Here is a 15277-nt window from a genome sequence, read left to right on the forward strand (position 1 = left end):
TTCGGCATTTCCCGGCAAGAGACATGCGGGGCTCGAACTTTGCAACGTACCTTCAATCTTTTTGATATACTTGAATATGCATGGATTTGCATTTTTTACACTTGGTAAATCGCAACGATATATCCAATTATATATCTTCAGGGGCGCCGCCGAACCGGCTGGGGAGCGCGGCGGCAGTTCGACAAATTCAAGTATAAATTTGAATAAAATTTGAGACAAAGCAGAATAGATTGATTCGCGGAAATTTACCCACCTTCCTTTCCGATAATTTGAGACAAGATCGGTAGCGTCCACAGTCAAAGGTGGGCGTCATGAAAATACAAAAAACTGCCTCGTCGGCGTCGAGGGTCAAGGTTCTGCTGCTGGCAATCGGCCTGGCCGGTCTGCCGAATGCGTCGTCGGCCAGCGCAGTCTCCGTCGCAAGTCCCGCCTCTCAAACGCTGCCTGCGCCGGCCGATCTCGGCGGCGTTTCGCTGGCCAGATTGCAGCCATGGCAGCCTGTTGCCGCGTACCGGGTCGGCGGTGCCGCCAGTGCCTATGCGCCTCTCGAAGTCCGCCCGGCGGCAAGTTCTGCGAGTGGAGAGGCTACCCCCGGCGTCGATCCGATCCGGATCGACCCGATCCAGGTTGACCCGATTCAGACTGGGGCGATCATTCCGGGCGTGTTCGGGTCGGTCGCCTTGTCCATGCGCAACTTCCCGGTCGCCGCGCGCTGGGCGCCTGTCTACAAGGCGATTATCGACTGCACGGCCGGAAGTGCCTGCGATCGTGAGAACGCTGCGTTTGGGGAGATCGTCGGCATTGCAGCCAACAAGGCTTTTCGCGACAAGCTGGACTTCGTCAACAGCAGCATCAACCGGCTGATCGCCTATCGCAAGGACAGCGTCGTCTACGGCAAGCTCGACTACTGGGCGAAGCCGTCGGAGATCCTCGAGCATCGCGCCGGCGATTGCGAGGATTTCGCGATCCTGAAGATGGCGGCGCTGTTGCGCGCCGGGATCCCGGCGCAGAGCATGTCGCTCGTCGTGCTGCAGGATCGCCGCCGGAAATTCTTCCACGCGGTGCTGTCGGTGAGCACCGGAAGCGGCACCTTCATCCTGGACAGCCTCAGCAACGTTGTGGCGATGGACCGCGATCTTCGCGATTATGTCCCGCTCTATTCATTCAGCACCGACCGAGCCTGGATCCACGGCACGAAAGCCGGCGCACAGATCGCCGACATCGCCGGTGGTTTCGCGACAGTGGCGCCCGGCGAAGGCGCTTCGCCCGATGTGACGGTCACGTCGGCAGCCTCCGGTTTCGGAGCGAAGTAGGCGGCTTGCCTCTTCAACCGTTGAAGACGAACGCCATCAACAGCTCCGGCTCTGTGACCGGCGCGCGCACCGCGCTGAGCTGGCCCCTGTAGCGGCGCTCGCCGGCGCCGATGACGAAGCCGGTGGTGACGGGTGTCTCGCCATTGGCGTCGAGCCGGGCAAAAACGTCGACGACGTTGAGGTCCAGCGCCAGCTTGAGGTCCTGCCTGCCGTCGTCGCCCGGCGCGTTCGGCAGCTGGCGCCTGACCAATTGCTGGAATGGGGCATTGAAGGTCAGGATCTTCTTCGACGAAGACAGCGCGAAGGCGGGCGAGGGGCAGGCGACCAGGATCGCGTTGATGGTCCGGATCGAGGCGAGCTTGCGCAGTTCCATGCTTTCCTCGGCGAGGCCGCGCATGCATGCGACCCGGATCGCCGATGTGAGATTGCCCTGGTCGGGATGATTTTCGGCGATCTCCTCGACCAGCATGCCGATCGTGCATTTGCGGCTTTCGGCCATCTGCTTCAGCGACACCCAGAAGGCTCGCTCCAGCCGGATGCCGCGGCGCACGCCGCCACGCGCCACGACGCGGAACTCCGGGCCGAAATCCTCGGCTGCGAGCGGCGGCAGCAGCCGGTCGCGCGGAGTGTCGGGGCGTGCGGCGCTATCGTTCACTCATCGCCTCCTGGCGCGCCTTGTTGATGGGCTTCAAAAGATAGTTGAGGATCGTCTTGCGCCCGGTCTTGATATCGACCGAGCAGATCATGCCGGGGATAATCGAATAAGTCTTGCCGTTCCTTTGCAGCGTGGATTTCTCGGTCGCGACGCGCACTTGATAGTAGGGCTCGCCCGTCTTCTGGTCGACCAGGCTGTCGGCGGTGATGTTGGAGACCTTGCCTTCGATGCCGCCGAAGATCGAGAAGTCGTAGGCCGTGACCTTGATCAGCGCGTCCTGGTCCGGCTGGATGAAGGCGACGTCGCGCGGCGAGACCCGCGCCTCGACCAGCAGCGTCTCCGAGGTCGGCACGATGCCGGCCACGACCGCGCCCGGCTGGACGAAAGCGCCGAGCGTATTGACATCGAGCGTGTTGACGATGCCGTCGACAGGCGAGCGGATATCGGTCCGCGCCACCTTGTCGGTGGCGCCGCGAATGGTTTCGTCCACCACAGAGAGGTCCGCCAGCGCCTGCGTCAAGTCGCTCAATGCTTCCTGCTGCAATTGCAGGCCGAGCTCGTCGACTTGAAGCTGCGCCTCGGTGATGGCCGCCTTGCTCTTCTTGATGGTCTCTCCGGCAAGCTTGAGCTGCCCGCGGAGATCGGTCTGCTCCCGCTCGACGCGAATCTGTTCGGTCCTGGCCATTAGGCCTTTCTTGACCATCGATTCGACGAGCGCCGTTTCCTGGTCGCTGACGGCGAGGCTCTTGGACAGGCGGTCTGAATTGGCGGTTGCCTCGTCCAGTTCCTTCTCGCGCTGATCGAGACGCGACTTCAGCACGGACAGCTTGACTTGGAAGTTGTCCCGGCGCGCAACGAGCAGCTTCTGCTCGTTGTCGCAGATCTCCGGGGCAGTCTTCTGGATGTCGGACGGACAGGGGAACGCGCCCTCGAGATTGCCGCTCTGCTCGAATTTGAGCCTGGCAATGCGCGCCTGCAACGCCCGCGCCTTGGCCTGCTCCTCACCGAGGCTCGAGGTGTTGCCTGTGTTGTCGAGGCGGATGATCAGATCGTTCTTCCTGACGGTCTGGCCAATCTTGACAGCGATTTCCTGGACGACGCCGGCTTCGCTCGCCTGGATGATCTGCGTCTTGGAAGCGGGAATGACCTTGCCGTCGCCGCGCGCGATCTCATCGACCTCGGCAAAGGATGCCCAGGCGGTGAAGGCCACGAACAGTGCCCCTATGATGTATACGGACGCCGAAGCGAAAAGCGGCGGCCGGTCGTCTTTTGCTAACATTCCCCAACGTCCCGGTCAGGCATTCGCCTTTTGCAATGCCTGGATGACTTGTTCCTTTGCTCCGTCCGCGACCACGCGCCCCTGCTCGATGACGATGAGGCGGTCGACCAGCTCCAGCATGCTGTAGCGATGGGTCGACACGATCAGCGTCGTGTTGCGGTCGAACGCCACCTTGAGCTGCCTGATCAACTGCCGTTCCGAGGCCAGGTCCATCGAACCCGACGGCTCGTCCAGGAACACGATTTTCGGTTTGGTCAGCAACAGCCGCGCGATCGCCACGGCCTGCCTCTGGCCGCCCGACAGATTGGTGCCACGCTCGCCGACATTCATGTCGTAGCCGCGCGGATGGCGAGAGACGAAATCGTCGACGCCCGCGGCCTTCGCCGCATCGATGATTTCCTCGTCGGTCGCGTCCGGCGCGGCCATCAGGAGGTTTTCCTTGATCGTGCCCGAAAACAGGTCGCCGGCCTGCGCGACGATACCGACCGCGGCACGAACTTCAGAGGGGTGGTATTGGCGGATGTCGATGCCGTCGAGCAGCAGTTCTCCGGACGTCGGCAGGAACAGCCGGCCGATTAGGCGGCCCATCGTGGTTTTGCCGGAGCCGATGCGGCCGATGATGCCGATGCGCTCGCCGGGCCGGATTGCGATGTTGAGCCCGATCAGAACCTCGTTTTCGGTGCCTGGATAGGCGAAGCCGACATTCTTGAACAGCATCGCGCCGCTGCGGATCGGCCGGTTGACGAAGCCAACCGTGTCGGGCCGGTCCTCCGGCTGCGACATGATCGTATTGACGATCCTGAGCGACAGCACGGCTTGCCGGAAGCGGGAGAGTGTGATGGCGATCTGGCCGAGCGGCGCGACCGCGCGGCCCGCCAGCATGACCGTGCCGATAATCGCGCCCGTCGAGACCTGGCCTTCCGAGAAGGCATAGGCGCCGGCAACCACCAGGGCGACGGTGACGAATTGCTGGATGGCGCCGGTGATGTTGCCGGCAGCGGCGGAAAGCTCCTTGATCTTCTCCGAGGTGTTGGCAGCGTTCTTCGAGTGCTCGCCCCATTTGCGCAGCAGATAGGCCTCGGCGCGCAGCGACTTGATCGTCTCCAGCGTGGAAATGGATTCGACCAGGAGCGCCTGCCGCTGGGCAGATTCGTTCATCGAGGCGGCGACCCGCCTGCCGATGCGACTCTGTGTCACCAGACCGACAATGACGGCGATGACGAAGGCGAGCGCCGGTATGATCGCCAGCCAGCCGCCAATAGCGTAGATGACCAGCAGGAAGACGAAGACGAAAACCGTGTCGATGAAGACGCTTATGGTATTCGAGGTGAAGAACTCGCGCACGAACTCATATTGTGTGACGCGATTCGCGTATTCGCCGGTCGATCCCGGCCGCGCCGAAAGCGACGAGTTGAGCACTTTCTCGAACAGCAGATAGGAAATCCTGAGATCCGCCTTGCGCCCGGCATAGTCGATAAGCGAGGCACGGGCCGTCTTCAGCAACAGGTCGAACAGGATGGCCGCGCCGATCCCGAGCGCCAGCACCCAGAGCGTCGAGATCGCCTTGTTCGGCAGGATGCGGTCGTAGACGTTCATGGTGAAGATCGGCGAGGCGATCGCCAAGAGGTTGATGAAGACCGCCGACAGCACGACCTTCGAGTAAGTGCGCCAGAACGCCCCCATCGTTCCGGTCAGCCAATGGCGTCTTTCGATCCTCGGCGCCGTGCCGACCGTCATCTCCTCGGCGGTGTTGGCATAGGTGATCGAGAATGAGGCGCCACCGCTGATGTAGCTTTCGGCAAGCTCCGATTTGCCGATCGTGGTGCGGCCGTTTTCCTGCGGCGCCGTTAGAAATTGCCCAGTTTCCGTTTCGGCGAGCAACGCAACCGGCAGTTGGCTGGCGCGGAAGACGATGGCCGGAAGATCGACCCGGCCGCGCACGAAATCGCGATGGTTGAACGCCTGGACCTCGAGACCGATCCGTTCGGCCAGATGCCTGATGTTGTCCGGCTCGATCAGCGTGTCCGAAATCGGCACCCCGGCAAACAGCACGGTCTCGGCGCTCGGCCGGCCAAGATAGGCTGCAATCGCCGAGAAGCAGGCTTTGAAAGCCTCCTTGGGCGAGACGATATTAGGTTGCTGGTTCACGATCCGCCCCGAAGGACCAGAGATCGATGCTTACATCGGCTGCTTCTTCCTGACCGGCGCGAGGATGTCGAACGGCAGATCGTTCTTCTGCTCCGATGGTGTGCGCGCATAGGTTTCGGTATCGGCTGTCGCCGGCGTGCCGAATTCGCTACGCGCGTAGGCGGCTGCCTGCTTGGCCGGCTGGATGTTCAGCGTCTTCAGCAACTCCCCGGTCGCGGCCAGCAGCCGGTATTGGGCAAACAGCGACGCGTAGGACGAGGTATCGGCAAGCGTCGCGGTGTTGAAGCGCGTGTTCTGCGCATCCAGCACGTCGAGCAGCGAGCGCTGTCCGACCTTGAACTGCTCGCGGTACGAGGCAACCAGCCTTTCGTTGGTTGCTGCCTGCAGCCGCAGCGTCTGCGCAAGTTCCGCCTGGCGGAAGCGGCGGTCCCAAGATGTGCGGACGGCTTCCTCGATCTCGCGCAGCACCTGATGCAGCGCAAGGCGCTGCTCGCTGGTGCGGCGGATCTGCTCCTGCTCGTTGGCTTTGTCGATGCCGCCGCGATAGAGATTCCAGCGCAGCACCACCCGAGCCTGCAGGTCGCTGGTGTCGCCGTCGTCGCCGTCGATGTCATAGCCGCCCCGTGCGACACCCTCGGCGGTGATGGTGGGGCCGTATTTCGCCCGCGCGGCGTCGACCAGCGACGCGGCAGCATCGATGTCGCTGTTGGCCATGTGGACGCGCGGATTGTTCTGTCTGGCAAGCCCGATCGCGTCATCGAGCGAGCGCGGCAGCGCGCCGGCCACATCGGCCGGCCGCGACGGGTTGGTCAGCGGCTTGCCGACATTCTTGAAGAAGCGGATCTTGGCCGCTTCCAGTTCCTCGGTCGCCTCCTGCATCCGCGCCTTGGCGGCGTAAAGCCGCTCCTCGGCCTGCTGCCGGTCGGCATCGTTGAGCGCGCCGCCCGCGATGCCTTGCTTGATGTCGCCGAGTATAGACTGATGGAAGCCGAGGTTCTTCTTCGCTTCGGCGACGATCGACGCCTGCAGCATGTATTCGAGATAGTCCTGGACGACGGCAAGCCCGATGAATTCGGACCGTTCCAGCACCCTGAAGGAAGCTCCGTCGACGCGCGAGGCCTGGCGGTTCAATTCGGCCCGTCTTGCGCCACTGTCATAGAGCGTCTGTGAGACGGTGAGGTCCGCTTCGTTTGGATAAAGCGCGTCATGATCCTCGTCGAGCGCTCGCCGGGAGTCGTTATCCAGACGGCGGACGCCGGTCGACGCTTCGAGATCGACGCTGGGAAGATAGAGCCCTTTCGCCTGGCGCAGCTCGAATTCGATGGCTTCGCGGTTTTCGATCGCCTGCCCAATCTCCGGATTGGATTCGACCGCGACTGCTACAGCTTCCTTGAGCGTGAGTGCGCTGGCGCTTCCGCAAGCCAGCATCGACACCGTCATGGCAAGCGCAAGGCGCCAGCCGACGGTCACTTTACCCGTCCTGGTCATTTCTACCCCGTGACTATCCCCGCGCCGTTTTGTTTTTGTCAGCGCTTATTTCGCCCAAGCCTGCCACCGGAGCTTGCAACGAGTATCTAGCAGATTTTTCGCGGATGGGAGGACTTATTGATTTAGAGCGCTCCAAAAGCACGGATTCCAGCCATTAGTCCCGGCGGATGTAGCAAAAATGGCACAGAAGACGATCGCCGCCGGGGGCGCCATTCAGTTGAAAGTGACCGCGAACACCATTTTCTCTAAATAAACAGTAAGTCCGCACAAAGGAATCGACCGAGGCGTCGCTCACCGTGCCAACTTTGGCGGTCAGATCGGCACTTGGCACGAACCGCGGCATCCGCCCTTCCTCCGGACATGGCCAAGGCTTTCAAACACCTGAAGGTTGCGGATCGTTGCGGGAAATCTGCGCCGGTCCTGCAAGACGTGCGCACGAAATTGCCATGGGTGGCTGGTTTTGTTGGCAAACGGGGATCGTTCCCTGTATTGCGGGCTGAAGCAAAGCATGGACGTTCTTGTATGACAAATGTCGCCCTGACCGGGCTTGCCCGCGATCTCGCCCGGCGCGCCACCGACGGCCGCCCCGTGCGCATCGGCGTCATCGGTTCCGGCGAGATGGGCACCGATCTGGTGACCCAGGGCATGCTGATGCCGGGCATTTCGATTGCGGCCATTTCCACGCGCCGCCCGCACACGGCTCGCGACGCGATCCGCATCGCCTATGGCGACGATGCAATGGCTGCAGAAGCCGAGACCGCCTCCAAGGTAAGCCAGGCGATAGAAAGCGGCAGGATCGCCATCACCTCGAACGAGATGCTGGTCACCAATCCGCTGATCGACGTCGTCATCGATGCCACTGGCAAACCCGGCGTCGCCGCCGATTTCGACCTGATGGCGATGCAGCATGGCAAGCATCTGGTGATGATGAATGTCGAGGCCGACGTGACCATCGGCTGCTACCTCAAGCAGCAGGCGGATCGGCTCGGCGTTGTTTATTCGGTCGGCGCCGGCGACGAGCCGTCGAGCTGCATGGAGCTGATCGAGTTCGCCTCGGCGCTCGGTTACACCATCGTCTCGGCCGGCAAGGGCAAGAACAACCCGCTCAACCACGACGCCGTTCCCGACGATTATCGGGATGAAGCGCTGCGCCGGAACATGAACCCGCGCATGCTGGTCGAGTTCGTGGACGGCTCCAAGACCATGGTCGAGATGTGCGCCATCGCCAACGCCACCGGCCTGGTGCCCGATGTTCCGGGCATGCATGGCCCGAAAGCCGACCGTGATCAGCTGGCCAAGGTGCTCATCCCGCGCGAGGACGGCGGCATCCTGGCGAAGAAGGGTATCGTCGACTACACGATCGGCAAGGGCGTGGCGCCTGGCGTCTTCGTCGTCGTTGAGGCGACGCATCCGCGCGTCGTCGAGCGCATGGACGATCTCCATGTCGGCCACGGCCCTTATTACAGCTTCTTCAGGCCGTACCACCTGACCTCGCTGGAGGTGCCGCTGACCGCAGCCCGCATCATGCTCTACGGCAAACCCGACATGGTGCCGCTGCCTAAACCGGTGGCCGAGGTCTGCGCGGTCGCCAAGCGCGACCTCGCCGCAGGCGAGATCTTCGACGCCATCGGCGAGACCTGCTACCGCTCCTGGACCATGACGGTCGCCGAGGCGCGCGCCAGCCGTGCCGTGCCGGTCGGACTGCTCGAAGGCGGCAAGGTCCTGAAGCCGGTCAGGAAGGGCGAACTCCTGACCGCCGACAACGCCACGCCCGACCAGACGACCAAGGTATTTGCCCTGCGCCAACTGCAGGACGAGATGCTGTATGGCGTGAGGACTACTTCCCCAGCTCTATCGATCTGAGCCGCGCCGCTTCCACCGCGTCGGTCAAAAGCTTCGTCAGCCGGTCTTCGCCCATCAGCACTGCAAGCGCTGCGGCGGTAGTGCCGTTCGGGCTGGTGACCTGCTGGCGCAGCACGCCCGGCTCCTCATCGCTTTCGGCGGCAAGCGAGGCTGCACCATAGACGGTCTGCAGGGCGAGCAGCTTGGCTGTCTCGGCCGGCAGGCCGGCCTTCTCGGCGGCGACCGTCAGCGCCTCGATGAAATGGAAAATATAGGCCGGGCCGGAACCGGAGACCGCGGTCACGGCGTCCATCAGGCTCTCGTCGTCGATCGTCGTCACGACACCGCTCGCCGACAGCAGCTCGGCGGCGAAGCGCCTGACGTTGTCGGGAACGAGCGGGTTGGAAAACACCACCATCATGCCCTTGCCGATCGCCGCCGGCGTGTTCGGCATGCAGCGCACGATCGGCGCGAGCCCGCCCAGGATCTCCTCGAAGGTCGCGACCGGCGTGCCCGCGGCGATGCTGACGAAGGTGGTCCCGCCGTCGGCGAAGCGCTTGTAGCTTGCCGTCACATCGCGGATGACCTGCGGTTTCACGGCGATGACGACGAGATCGGGCATGGCATCGGCGGGAATTGCGGATGCGTCGGCCGCGGCGCCGCAACCAAGATGTTCGGCTCGCCTGCGCAACTCGGCATTGGGCTCGACCACGAACACCGCCGACGGCTCGAGCTTGCCGGATTTCAGCCAGCCCGAGAGCATCGCATAACCCATATTGCCGCAACCGGCGAGAACGAGCCTGATGGTCATCGAAACCTCCGCAAAGAGGGCTCTCCTTAGCCGCTTGCGAGGTTGCGGAAAAGTCCAGACTCCAAGGTCGGAGCATGGCTTGGAGACGCCATCCGCTCAAAGCCGCACCTATTCCTATAGTTCGGACCATCCGCAGCGTCCGGAACCACCCGACGACACATACGCTCCGTCGGCGCCTTCCCGTTCGCAATCGGCGACAGCCGAGGCGCGCCAGTCGCCAGGCGATCAGCAGAACCAGATCGGCGAGATCAGGGCCAGCCTGCGCGAATTTCGCGAGGCGGTGCGCGTTCTGACCGAAAGCCGCTCGCGCTGCCGCTATTTCTAAAACACCCCGTCTTCGCTAAAAGCGGCCTTCGATAAAAGCAGCCGGTTTCGGGTTTACGGCATCCGACGACGTTTTGACGGGATTGGCCTGTCGAATTTTCGTGAAAATGCCCCGCGGCATTTGACCGCTTGCGCGCCGCGTTCGCGTGCCGACTGCTGGATTGAGGATCAGGGCTGCGTGCGAGGCGTGGCCGCGCAACAGTGTTGAAGGTGAATGATGGCCGAAGTGATCGACGGGAAGAGTGTCGCCGCAGACGTGGTATCGAAGGTCAAGGCGCTGACCGCCGAGCTTTCGGCCAAGGGCGCGACCAGGCCCGGTCTGGCGGTGGTGATCGTGGGCGAGGATCCGGCAAGCCAGGTCTACGTCGCCTCGAAGTCGCGCACGGCCAAGGAGTGCGGCTTCCATTCGCTCCAGCACACGCTGCCGGCTGAGACGACCGAAGAGCAGCTGTTGAAGACCATCGGCGATCTCAACGCCGACCCGTCGATCCACGGCATCCTTGTGCAACTGCCGCTGCCCGGCCATATCGATGCCGGCAACGTCATCCAGACGATCGCGCCGGAAAAGGATGTCGACGGCTTCCACTTCATCAATGTCGGCAAGCTCGGTACCGGCGAGCTCGAGACGGCGTTCGTGCCCTGCACGCCCGCCGGCTCGATGCTGTTGATCCAGCGCGTGCGCGGCAAGGACCTTTCCGGCCTCAATGCAGTCGTCGTCGGCCGCTCCAACATCGTCGGAAAGCCGATGGCCAATCTGCTGCTCGCCGCCAACTGCACCGTCACCATTGCCCATAGCCGTACCAAGGACCTGCCGGCGCTGGCGCGCACCGCCGATATCCTGGTCGCCGCCGTCGGCCGTCCAGAAATGATCAAGGGTGATTGCGTGAAGCCCGGCGCCACCGTTATCGATGTCGGCATCAACCGCATTCCGGCGCCGGAGAAGGGCGAAGGCAAGTCGCGGCTGGTCGGCGACGTCGTCTATGCCGAAGCGGCCGCGGTCGCCGGCGCCATCACGCCGGTCCCCGGCGGCGTCGGACCGATGACCATTGCCATGCTGATGGCCAACACTGTAGCTTCCGCCTACCTCGCGGCCGGATTGAAGCGGCCGTCCTTCTGATCGGAAAGCAGCATCCTTGCCGAATCTTACTGCTCTTGTTGAACGGCCGGTCATGGGCGATCCCGTTCAGGGCGGTCGGCAGTTCGGCTTCCTGCTGGTCGACAAGTTTTCGATGTTCTCGCTGGCGGCGGCGATCGATTGCTTCCGCTCGGCCAACCGTCTGCTCGGCCGTGATTACTACGGCTGGACGACGATATCGGCAGATGGCGACGCGGTCATGGCTTCCAACGGCCTTCCGCTCAAGATCGACTATTCAGTCGCCGACATGCCGCCGGTCGATATCCTGTTCGTCTCGGTCGGGCTCACCACCGAGTTCCCCGGCAAGAGCAAGGTGCTGGCGGCGCTGCGCAGCTGGGGCCGCCGCGGCAACGCGCTCGGCGCGCTCTCGGTCGGCTCCTATCTGCTCGCCGAGGCCGGCCAGCTCGACGGCTACCGCTGCACTATCCACTGGGAAAACCGCGCCGGCTTCATGGAGCGTTTTCCGGACATCAACTGCACCGGCAACGTTTTCGAGATCGATCGCAAGCGCTACACCTGCGCCGGCGGCACCACCTCGATCGATCTGATGCTGGAGATCGTGCGCGGCGATTTCGGCTCCAACCTCGCCAATGGCGTCGCCAACCAGTTCCAGCACGAGCGCATCCGCTCGGCCGGTGACCGCCAGCGCGTCGGACCTGAGCGCGACCTCACCGGCAAGTCGGAGAAGCTGAGACGTATCGTTGAGCTGATGGCCGACCATCTCGATGAGCCTTTGTCGGCGGTGCAGCTTGCCAAGTCGGCGGGCCTGTCGGTGCGCCAGGTCGAGCGCCTGTTCCTGCGCCATCTCAACGTGACGCCGGGCCGCTACTACATGCGGCTCAGGCTCGAGCGGGCGCGCGAATTGCTGCGCCAGACCAATATGCCGATCCTCGACGTCGCGATCGCCACCGGCTTCACCTCCCACTCCTATTTCGCGCAAAGCTACCGGCTGCAGTTCGGCCGTCCGCCGTCGGAAGAGCGCCGAACCACCTATTGAGCGACTTGCCGGCCATCGGACTTGTCTGCAAAGCCCGGCTCAAATAGCTTTCCCGGCGCGGACGGGGGTTCACTCAGGAGATTTTCATGGCGGGACTGGCACGGAGCGTTGCTGCGGCGATCCTCCTTTTGTCGATGACCACCTTTGGCTTTGCCGCCAACAGGGTCATCATCATTCTCGATGCATCCGGCTCCATGTGGGCCCAGATAGACGGCAAGCCGAAGCTCGAGATCGCGCGCGAATCGCTGCGCACGGTGCTGCAGTCGGTGCCGGGCGACGACGAGATCGGCTTCATGGCCTACGGGCATCGCCAGAAAGGCAGCTGCGCGGACATCGAGCTGATCGTGCCGCCGCAGGCGGGTTCGGCGAGCGCGATCTCGGCGGCCGCCGACAGCATGAAATTCCTCGGCAAGACGCCGCTGACGGCGGCCGTCAAGCAGGCCGCCGAAGCGCTGAAATACACCGAGGACAAGGCCACGGTCGTTCTCATCACCGACGGTCTTGAGACCTGCGGTGGCGATCCGTGCGCGCTCGGCAAGGAGCTGAAGGAGACCGGCGTCGACTTCACCGCCGACGTAGTCGGCTTCGGCCTGACCGCCGACGAAGGCAGGCAGATCGCCTGCCTCGCCGAGAACACCGGCGGAAAATACATCCAGGCCTCCGACGAGAAGGCATTGCAGCAAGCGCTGGTCGAGACCGTCGCGGCGCTGGCGCCCGCGCCAGAGCCTGCTCCGGCCCCGGCGCCGGCGCCTGCACCCGAACCCGCCAAGCCTGAATTCAACTTCACGCCGAGCGTCGTCATGGCTGAAGGCGGCGATGCCGTCACCGACGGCAATGCCTGGGAGATCTACAAGGCCAAGTCCGACGGCTCGCGCGGCGATCAGGTCATGACCGAGTATGGCGAGCTCAAGATCAATCTCGAGCCGGGCGATTACATTGTCGTCGGTCGCGCCGACGAGGCAAGGAGCGAGCAGAAGATCAAGATCGAAGCCGGCCAGACCTACAGCCCGTTGTTCACGCTGAACGCCGGAACCTTGGTTATCCACCCGCATGCGAGCCAGGGCTCGGAGATCAGCGGCGAGGCGCGTGTCGACTTCGCCTATCCGGGCGGCAGCACGACCCACTATGGCGACACCAAGGCCACCGTGCCCGCCGGCGAGCAAAAGGTGACGGTGCAGATCGGCGCCGGCACGGTGACCGAAACCATCCAGCTTGCCGCCGGACAGACGGTCGAGAAGGATATCGTGGTCGGCGTCGGCCATGCCGTGCTTAACGCCTACTACACCGCCGGCGGCGACAAGGCCGACAATTCCGGCATCGGCTTCGAGATCGTCAAGGCGAAGAAGAAGATCGACGGTTCGCGTGAAAGCGTGGAGCACTCCTACGGTCCGGACAGCAAGTTCTGGCTGCCGCCGGACGACTATGTCGCGCTAACCACGCTCGATCTCGCCGTTGTCGAACAGCCCTTCAGCATCAAGGCCGGCGACAACCAGGATGTGAAGGTGGCTCTCGGCGCCGGCGTGCTGGCAATGTCGGCGCCCGGCGCCTATTCGATCGAGGTGTTCTCGTCAAAGAAGGATGCTGAGGGCAAGCGCAAGTCGCTCGGCCTGACCTATGGCGACAGCTGGCAACAGACTATCCCCGCCGGCGACTATGTCGTCGTGCGGCACATGTCCGATCAGGGCCAGGACAAGGAAATGCCGGTGACGATCAAGGCCGGTGAGCGGAGCGAGATCACCGTTCAGTAGGCATCGCCGTCCGCAAACGAACGAAAAAGGGTAACCGCTGTTTTGCCCCCACGTTGCCCGCTGACGCCTGATCTGTGATCAAGGTTCCATGGATGAGCGAGAAGCAGTTTCTCTATGGACACGACATTGGAGGTTCTCACGACACGGCGGGGCCGACGTGAGGCGCATCGCCAATGGCCGGATGAGGTCAAGGCACAGATCGTTTCGGAGGGCTTGCGTCCGGGCGTGACGGTGAACGAAGTAGCGGAGCGCCACGGGCTGGAGGCCAACCATCTGTCGTCCTGGCGAACGCTGGCCCGGCAGGGCAACCTAGTTTTGCCTGCGCCAGAGGAGATCTGCAAACTCAATGCTGTTGACCCGCAGGCCTACTTGACCACCACGCTTACCGCCATCGTCAACGGCCACGAGCGGAGGCGGATCGATGAGCTGCTGCCTTGGAACGATCCGCTTGAGTAACGCGTGCACAAAAATCGGGCCGGGCCGAAGCGGACAACCCTGGTTAGAGCGTCATAGCTTGACCAGTTGCTTGCCGAAGTTCTCTCCCTTCAACATCCGAACGAAAGCGTGGGGCACGGTCTCGATCCCTTCCGCAACATCTTCCCGTGTCTGAAGCAGTCCCTGTTTGTACCATGACAGCAGATCGGCAATCGCGGTCTCGTATTCTCCTTCGTGGTCGTCGAGCAAGAACCCTTCTATGCGCGCACGGGTGATTAGTGTCCTTCTGAGATGCCTGACACCGATATCAGGCTGGTCAAACCGGTTGGCCAAGGCAATAGTCCCGACAACCACCACCCTGCCAAAGATGTTGAGGTTTAACATGGCTGCATCGTGAATCGGCCCGGCGGTGTTGTCGATAAAGACATCGACGCCGCTAGGGCATGCGGTCGCGACATCTGCCACGAGATCAGCGGAGCGTCGATGATTGACGCCAGTCCGATATCCAAGCTCCCTGCACCATTCCAGCTTCTCGTCCGAGCCCGCAACAGCGACTGGGTCGAACCCTTTGATCCGCGCGATCTGTCCCGCAATCTGCCCCACAGCTCCTGAAGCGGCAGAGATCAACACCGTTTCCCCCACCTTCGGAGTTGCGGTTTTGAGGGCAAAGTAGGCGGTGAGACCGGGCATGCCGAGATAGCTCAGTACGGCCTGAATCGGAGCGTCGGTTGTCGTCACGGGCTTGGCTGACGCGGCCGGGATCACGCTGAACGGCTGCCAACCAAAATGATCGCTCATCACGAGGTCGCCTGGCTTGAAGTCTGGAGACTCAGACGTAATTACCTCGCCAATTCCGCCGCCACACATCAGGTCGCCAATTCTAAAACCAGCAGCATAATTCTTCGCGGGGCTGATCCGACCGCGCATATAGGGATCGACGGAGAGCCACAGAGTTTTCACCAGCAGCTCACCATCCGCGGCATCGGGAATTGAACGCTCCTCCAGGCTCCAGTTCTCGACGGAGGGCATTGCGGAAGGGTAGCTGCGAAGTATCCAGCTAGGATTTTTGGACATGTCCATCTCCTCAATTTGAGCGTTCGCC

The 15277-nt window shown here is 62.8% G+C and carries 12 protein-coding genes and 2 pseudogenes; 8 read left to right on the forward strand and 6 right to left on the reverse strand.

Annotation, left to right across the window (positions count from 1 at the left end; all coding sequences use genetic code 11):
* Window positions 1-311: 311 nt before the first annotated feature.
* Window positions 312-1313 (forward strand): transglutaminase-like cysteine peptidase, encoded by a 1002-nt coding sequence (locus EJ078_RS23145; protein ID WP_127403730.1) that lies wholly within the window; start codon window positions 312-314, stop codon window positions 1311-1313.
* A gap of 13 nt (window positions 1314-1326) precedes the next feature.
* Here EJ078_RS23145 and EJ078_RS23150 read toward each other — a convergent pair whose 3' ends face one another.
* Genes EJ078_RS23150 through EJ078_RS23165 form a run of 4 tightly spaced genes read right to left on the reverse strand, consistent with a single transcriptional unit; the run spans window position 1327 to window position 6883 of the window.
* Window positions 1327-1968 (reverse strand): ribbon-helix-helix domain-containing protein, encoded by a 642-nt coding sequence (locus EJ078_RS23150; protein WP_095781935.1) that lies wholly within the window; start codon window positions 1966-1968, stop codon window positions 1327-1329.
* Entirely contained in the window at window positions 1958-3247 is a 1290-nt protein-coding gene (locus EJ078_RS23155) for an HlyD family type I secretion periplasmic adaptor subunit (protein ID WP_127214493.1), read from the reverse strand. The genes EJ078_RS23150 and EJ078_RS23155 overlap by 11 nt, the downstream gene beginning before the upstream one ends.
* Window positions 3248-3262: 15 nt before the next feature.
* Window positions 3263-5395, reverse strand: a complete 2133-nt coding sequence (locus EJ078_RS23160) for a type I secretion system permease/ATPase (RefSeq protein ID WP_127214495.1) — start codon at window positions 5393-5395, stop codon at window positions 3263-3265.
* A 30-nt stretch (window positions 5396-5425) separates the two neighbouring features.
* A complete protein-coding gene (locus tag EJ078_RS23165) occupies window positions 5426-6883 on the reverse strand; it encodes a TolC family protein (RefSeq protein WP_127214497.1) in 1458 nt (485 codons plus the stop codon).
* Between the two features lie 522 nt (window positions 6884-7405).
* Between EJ078_RS23165 and EJ078_RS23170 the strand changes: the two genes are divergently transcribed.
* The gene (locus tag EJ078_RS23170; RefSeq protein WP_127214499.1) at window positions 7406-8746 is read left to right on the forward strand and encodes an NAD(P)H-dependent oxidoreductase; all 1341 of its coding nucleotides are present in this window, start codon (window positions 7406-7408) and stop codon (window positions 8744-8746) included.
* Here EJ078_RS23170 and proC read toward each other — a convergent pair.
* Window positions 8721-9536 carry a pyrroline-5-carboxylate reductase gene (proC, locus tag EJ078_RS23175; protein WP_127214501.1) on the reverse strand — a complete coding sequence of 272 codons (816 nt, stop codon included), beginning with the start codon at window positions 9534-9536 and terminating at the stop codon, window positions 8721-8723. The genes EJ078_RS23170 and proC overlap by 26 nt on opposite strands.
* A gap of 79 nt (window positions 9537-9615) precedes the next feature.
* Between proC and EJ078_RS23180 the strand changes: the two genes are divergently transcribed.
* The 6 genes and pseudogenes from EJ078_RS23180 to EJ078_RS23205 all read left to right on the forward strand — a co-directional run.
* Window positions 9616-9861 (forward strand): hypothetical protein, encoded by a 246-nt coding sequence (locus EJ078_RS23180; protein ID WP_127214503.1) that lies wholly within the window; start codon window positions 9616-9618, stop codon window positions 9859-9861.
* Window positions 9862-10077: 216 nt separating this feature from the next.
* Window positions 10078-10977, forward strand: coding sequence for a bifunctional methylenetetrahydrofolate dehydrogenase/methenyltetrahydrofolate cyclohydrolase FolD (folD, locus tag EJ078_RS23185; protein ID WP_127214505.1), 900 nt, complete (start codon window positions 10078-10080; stop codon window positions 10975-10977).
* 52 nt (window positions 10978-11029) lie between these two features.
* Entirely contained in the window at window positions 11030-11992 is a 963-nt protein-coding gene (locus tag EJ078_RS23190; protein WP_082953990.1) for a GlxA family transcriptional regulator, read from the forward strand.
* An 86-nt stretch (window positions 11993-12078) separates the two neighbouring features.
* Entirely contained in the window at window positions 12079-13740 is a 1662-nt protein-coding gene (locus EJ078_RS23195) for a VWA domain-containing protein (protein WP_208720844.1), read from the forward strand.
* A gap of 114 nt (window positions 13741-13854) precedes the next feature.
* Window positions 13855-14070 (forward strand): annotated as a pseudogene (locus EJ078_RS23200) (transposase); the annotation flags it as partial.
* A pseudogene (locus EJ078_RS23205) lies at window positions 14071-14196 on the forward strand (transposase domain-containing protein); the annotation flags it as partial. It lies immediately after the preceding pseudogene.
* 51 nt (window positions 14197-14247) lie between these two features.
* Here EJ078_RS23205 and EJ078_RS23210 read toward each other — a convergent pair.
* Window positions 14248-15249, reverse strand: a complete 1002-nt coding sequence (locus tag EJ078_RS23210; protein WP_127214507.1) for an NADP-dependent oxidoreductase — start codon at window positions 15247-15249, stop codon at window positions 14248-14250.
* Window positions 15250-15277 lie beyond the last annotated feature (28 nt).

Origin of the sequence: Mesorhizobium sp. M1A.F.Ca.IN.022.06.1.1, assembly GCF_003952605.1 — a bacterium.
GTDB lineage: Bacteria > Pseudomonadota > Alphaproteobacteria > Rhizobiales > Rhizobiaceae > Mesorhizobium.

Bases quoted from the DNA above. Each gene is read 5' to 3' on its own strand.
- EJ078_RS23145 (WP_127403730.1), top strand. From the start codon at position 312: ATGAAAATACAAAAAACTGCCTCGTCGGCGTCGAGGGTCAAGGTTCTG.
- EJ078_RS23155 (WP_127214493.1), bottom strand. From the start codon at position 3,247: ATGTTAGCAAAAGACGACCGGCCGCCGCTTTTCGCTTCGGCGTCCGTA.
- EJ078_RS23165 (WP_127214497.1), bottom strand. From the start codon at position 6,883: ATGACCAGGACGGGTAAAGTGACCGTCGGCTGGCGCCTTGCGCTTGCC.
- EJ078_RS23170 (WP_127214499.1), top strand. From the start codon at position 7,406: ATGACAAATGTCGCCCTGACCGGGCTTGCCCGCGATCTCGCCCGGCGC.
- proC (WP_127214501.1), bottom strand. From the start codon at position 9,536: ATGACCATCAGGCTCGTTCTCGCCGGTTGCGGCAATATGGGTTATGCG.
- folD (WP_127214505.1), top strand. From the start codon at position 10,078: ATGGCCGAAGTGATCGACGGGAAGAGTGTCGCCGCAGACGTGGTATCG.
- EJ078_RS23190 (WP_082953990.1), top strand. From the start codon at position 11,030: ATGGGCGATCCCGTTCAGGGCGGTCGGCAGTTCGGCTTCCTGCTGGTC.
- EJ078_RS23195 (WP_208720844.1), top strand. From the start codon at position 12,079: ATGGCGGGACTGGCACGGAGCGTTGCTGCGGCGATCCTCCTTTTGTCG.
- EJ078_RS23210 (WP_127214507.1), bottom strand. From the start codon at position 15,249: ATGTCCAAAAATCCTAGCTGGATACTTCGCAGCTACCCTTCCGCAATG.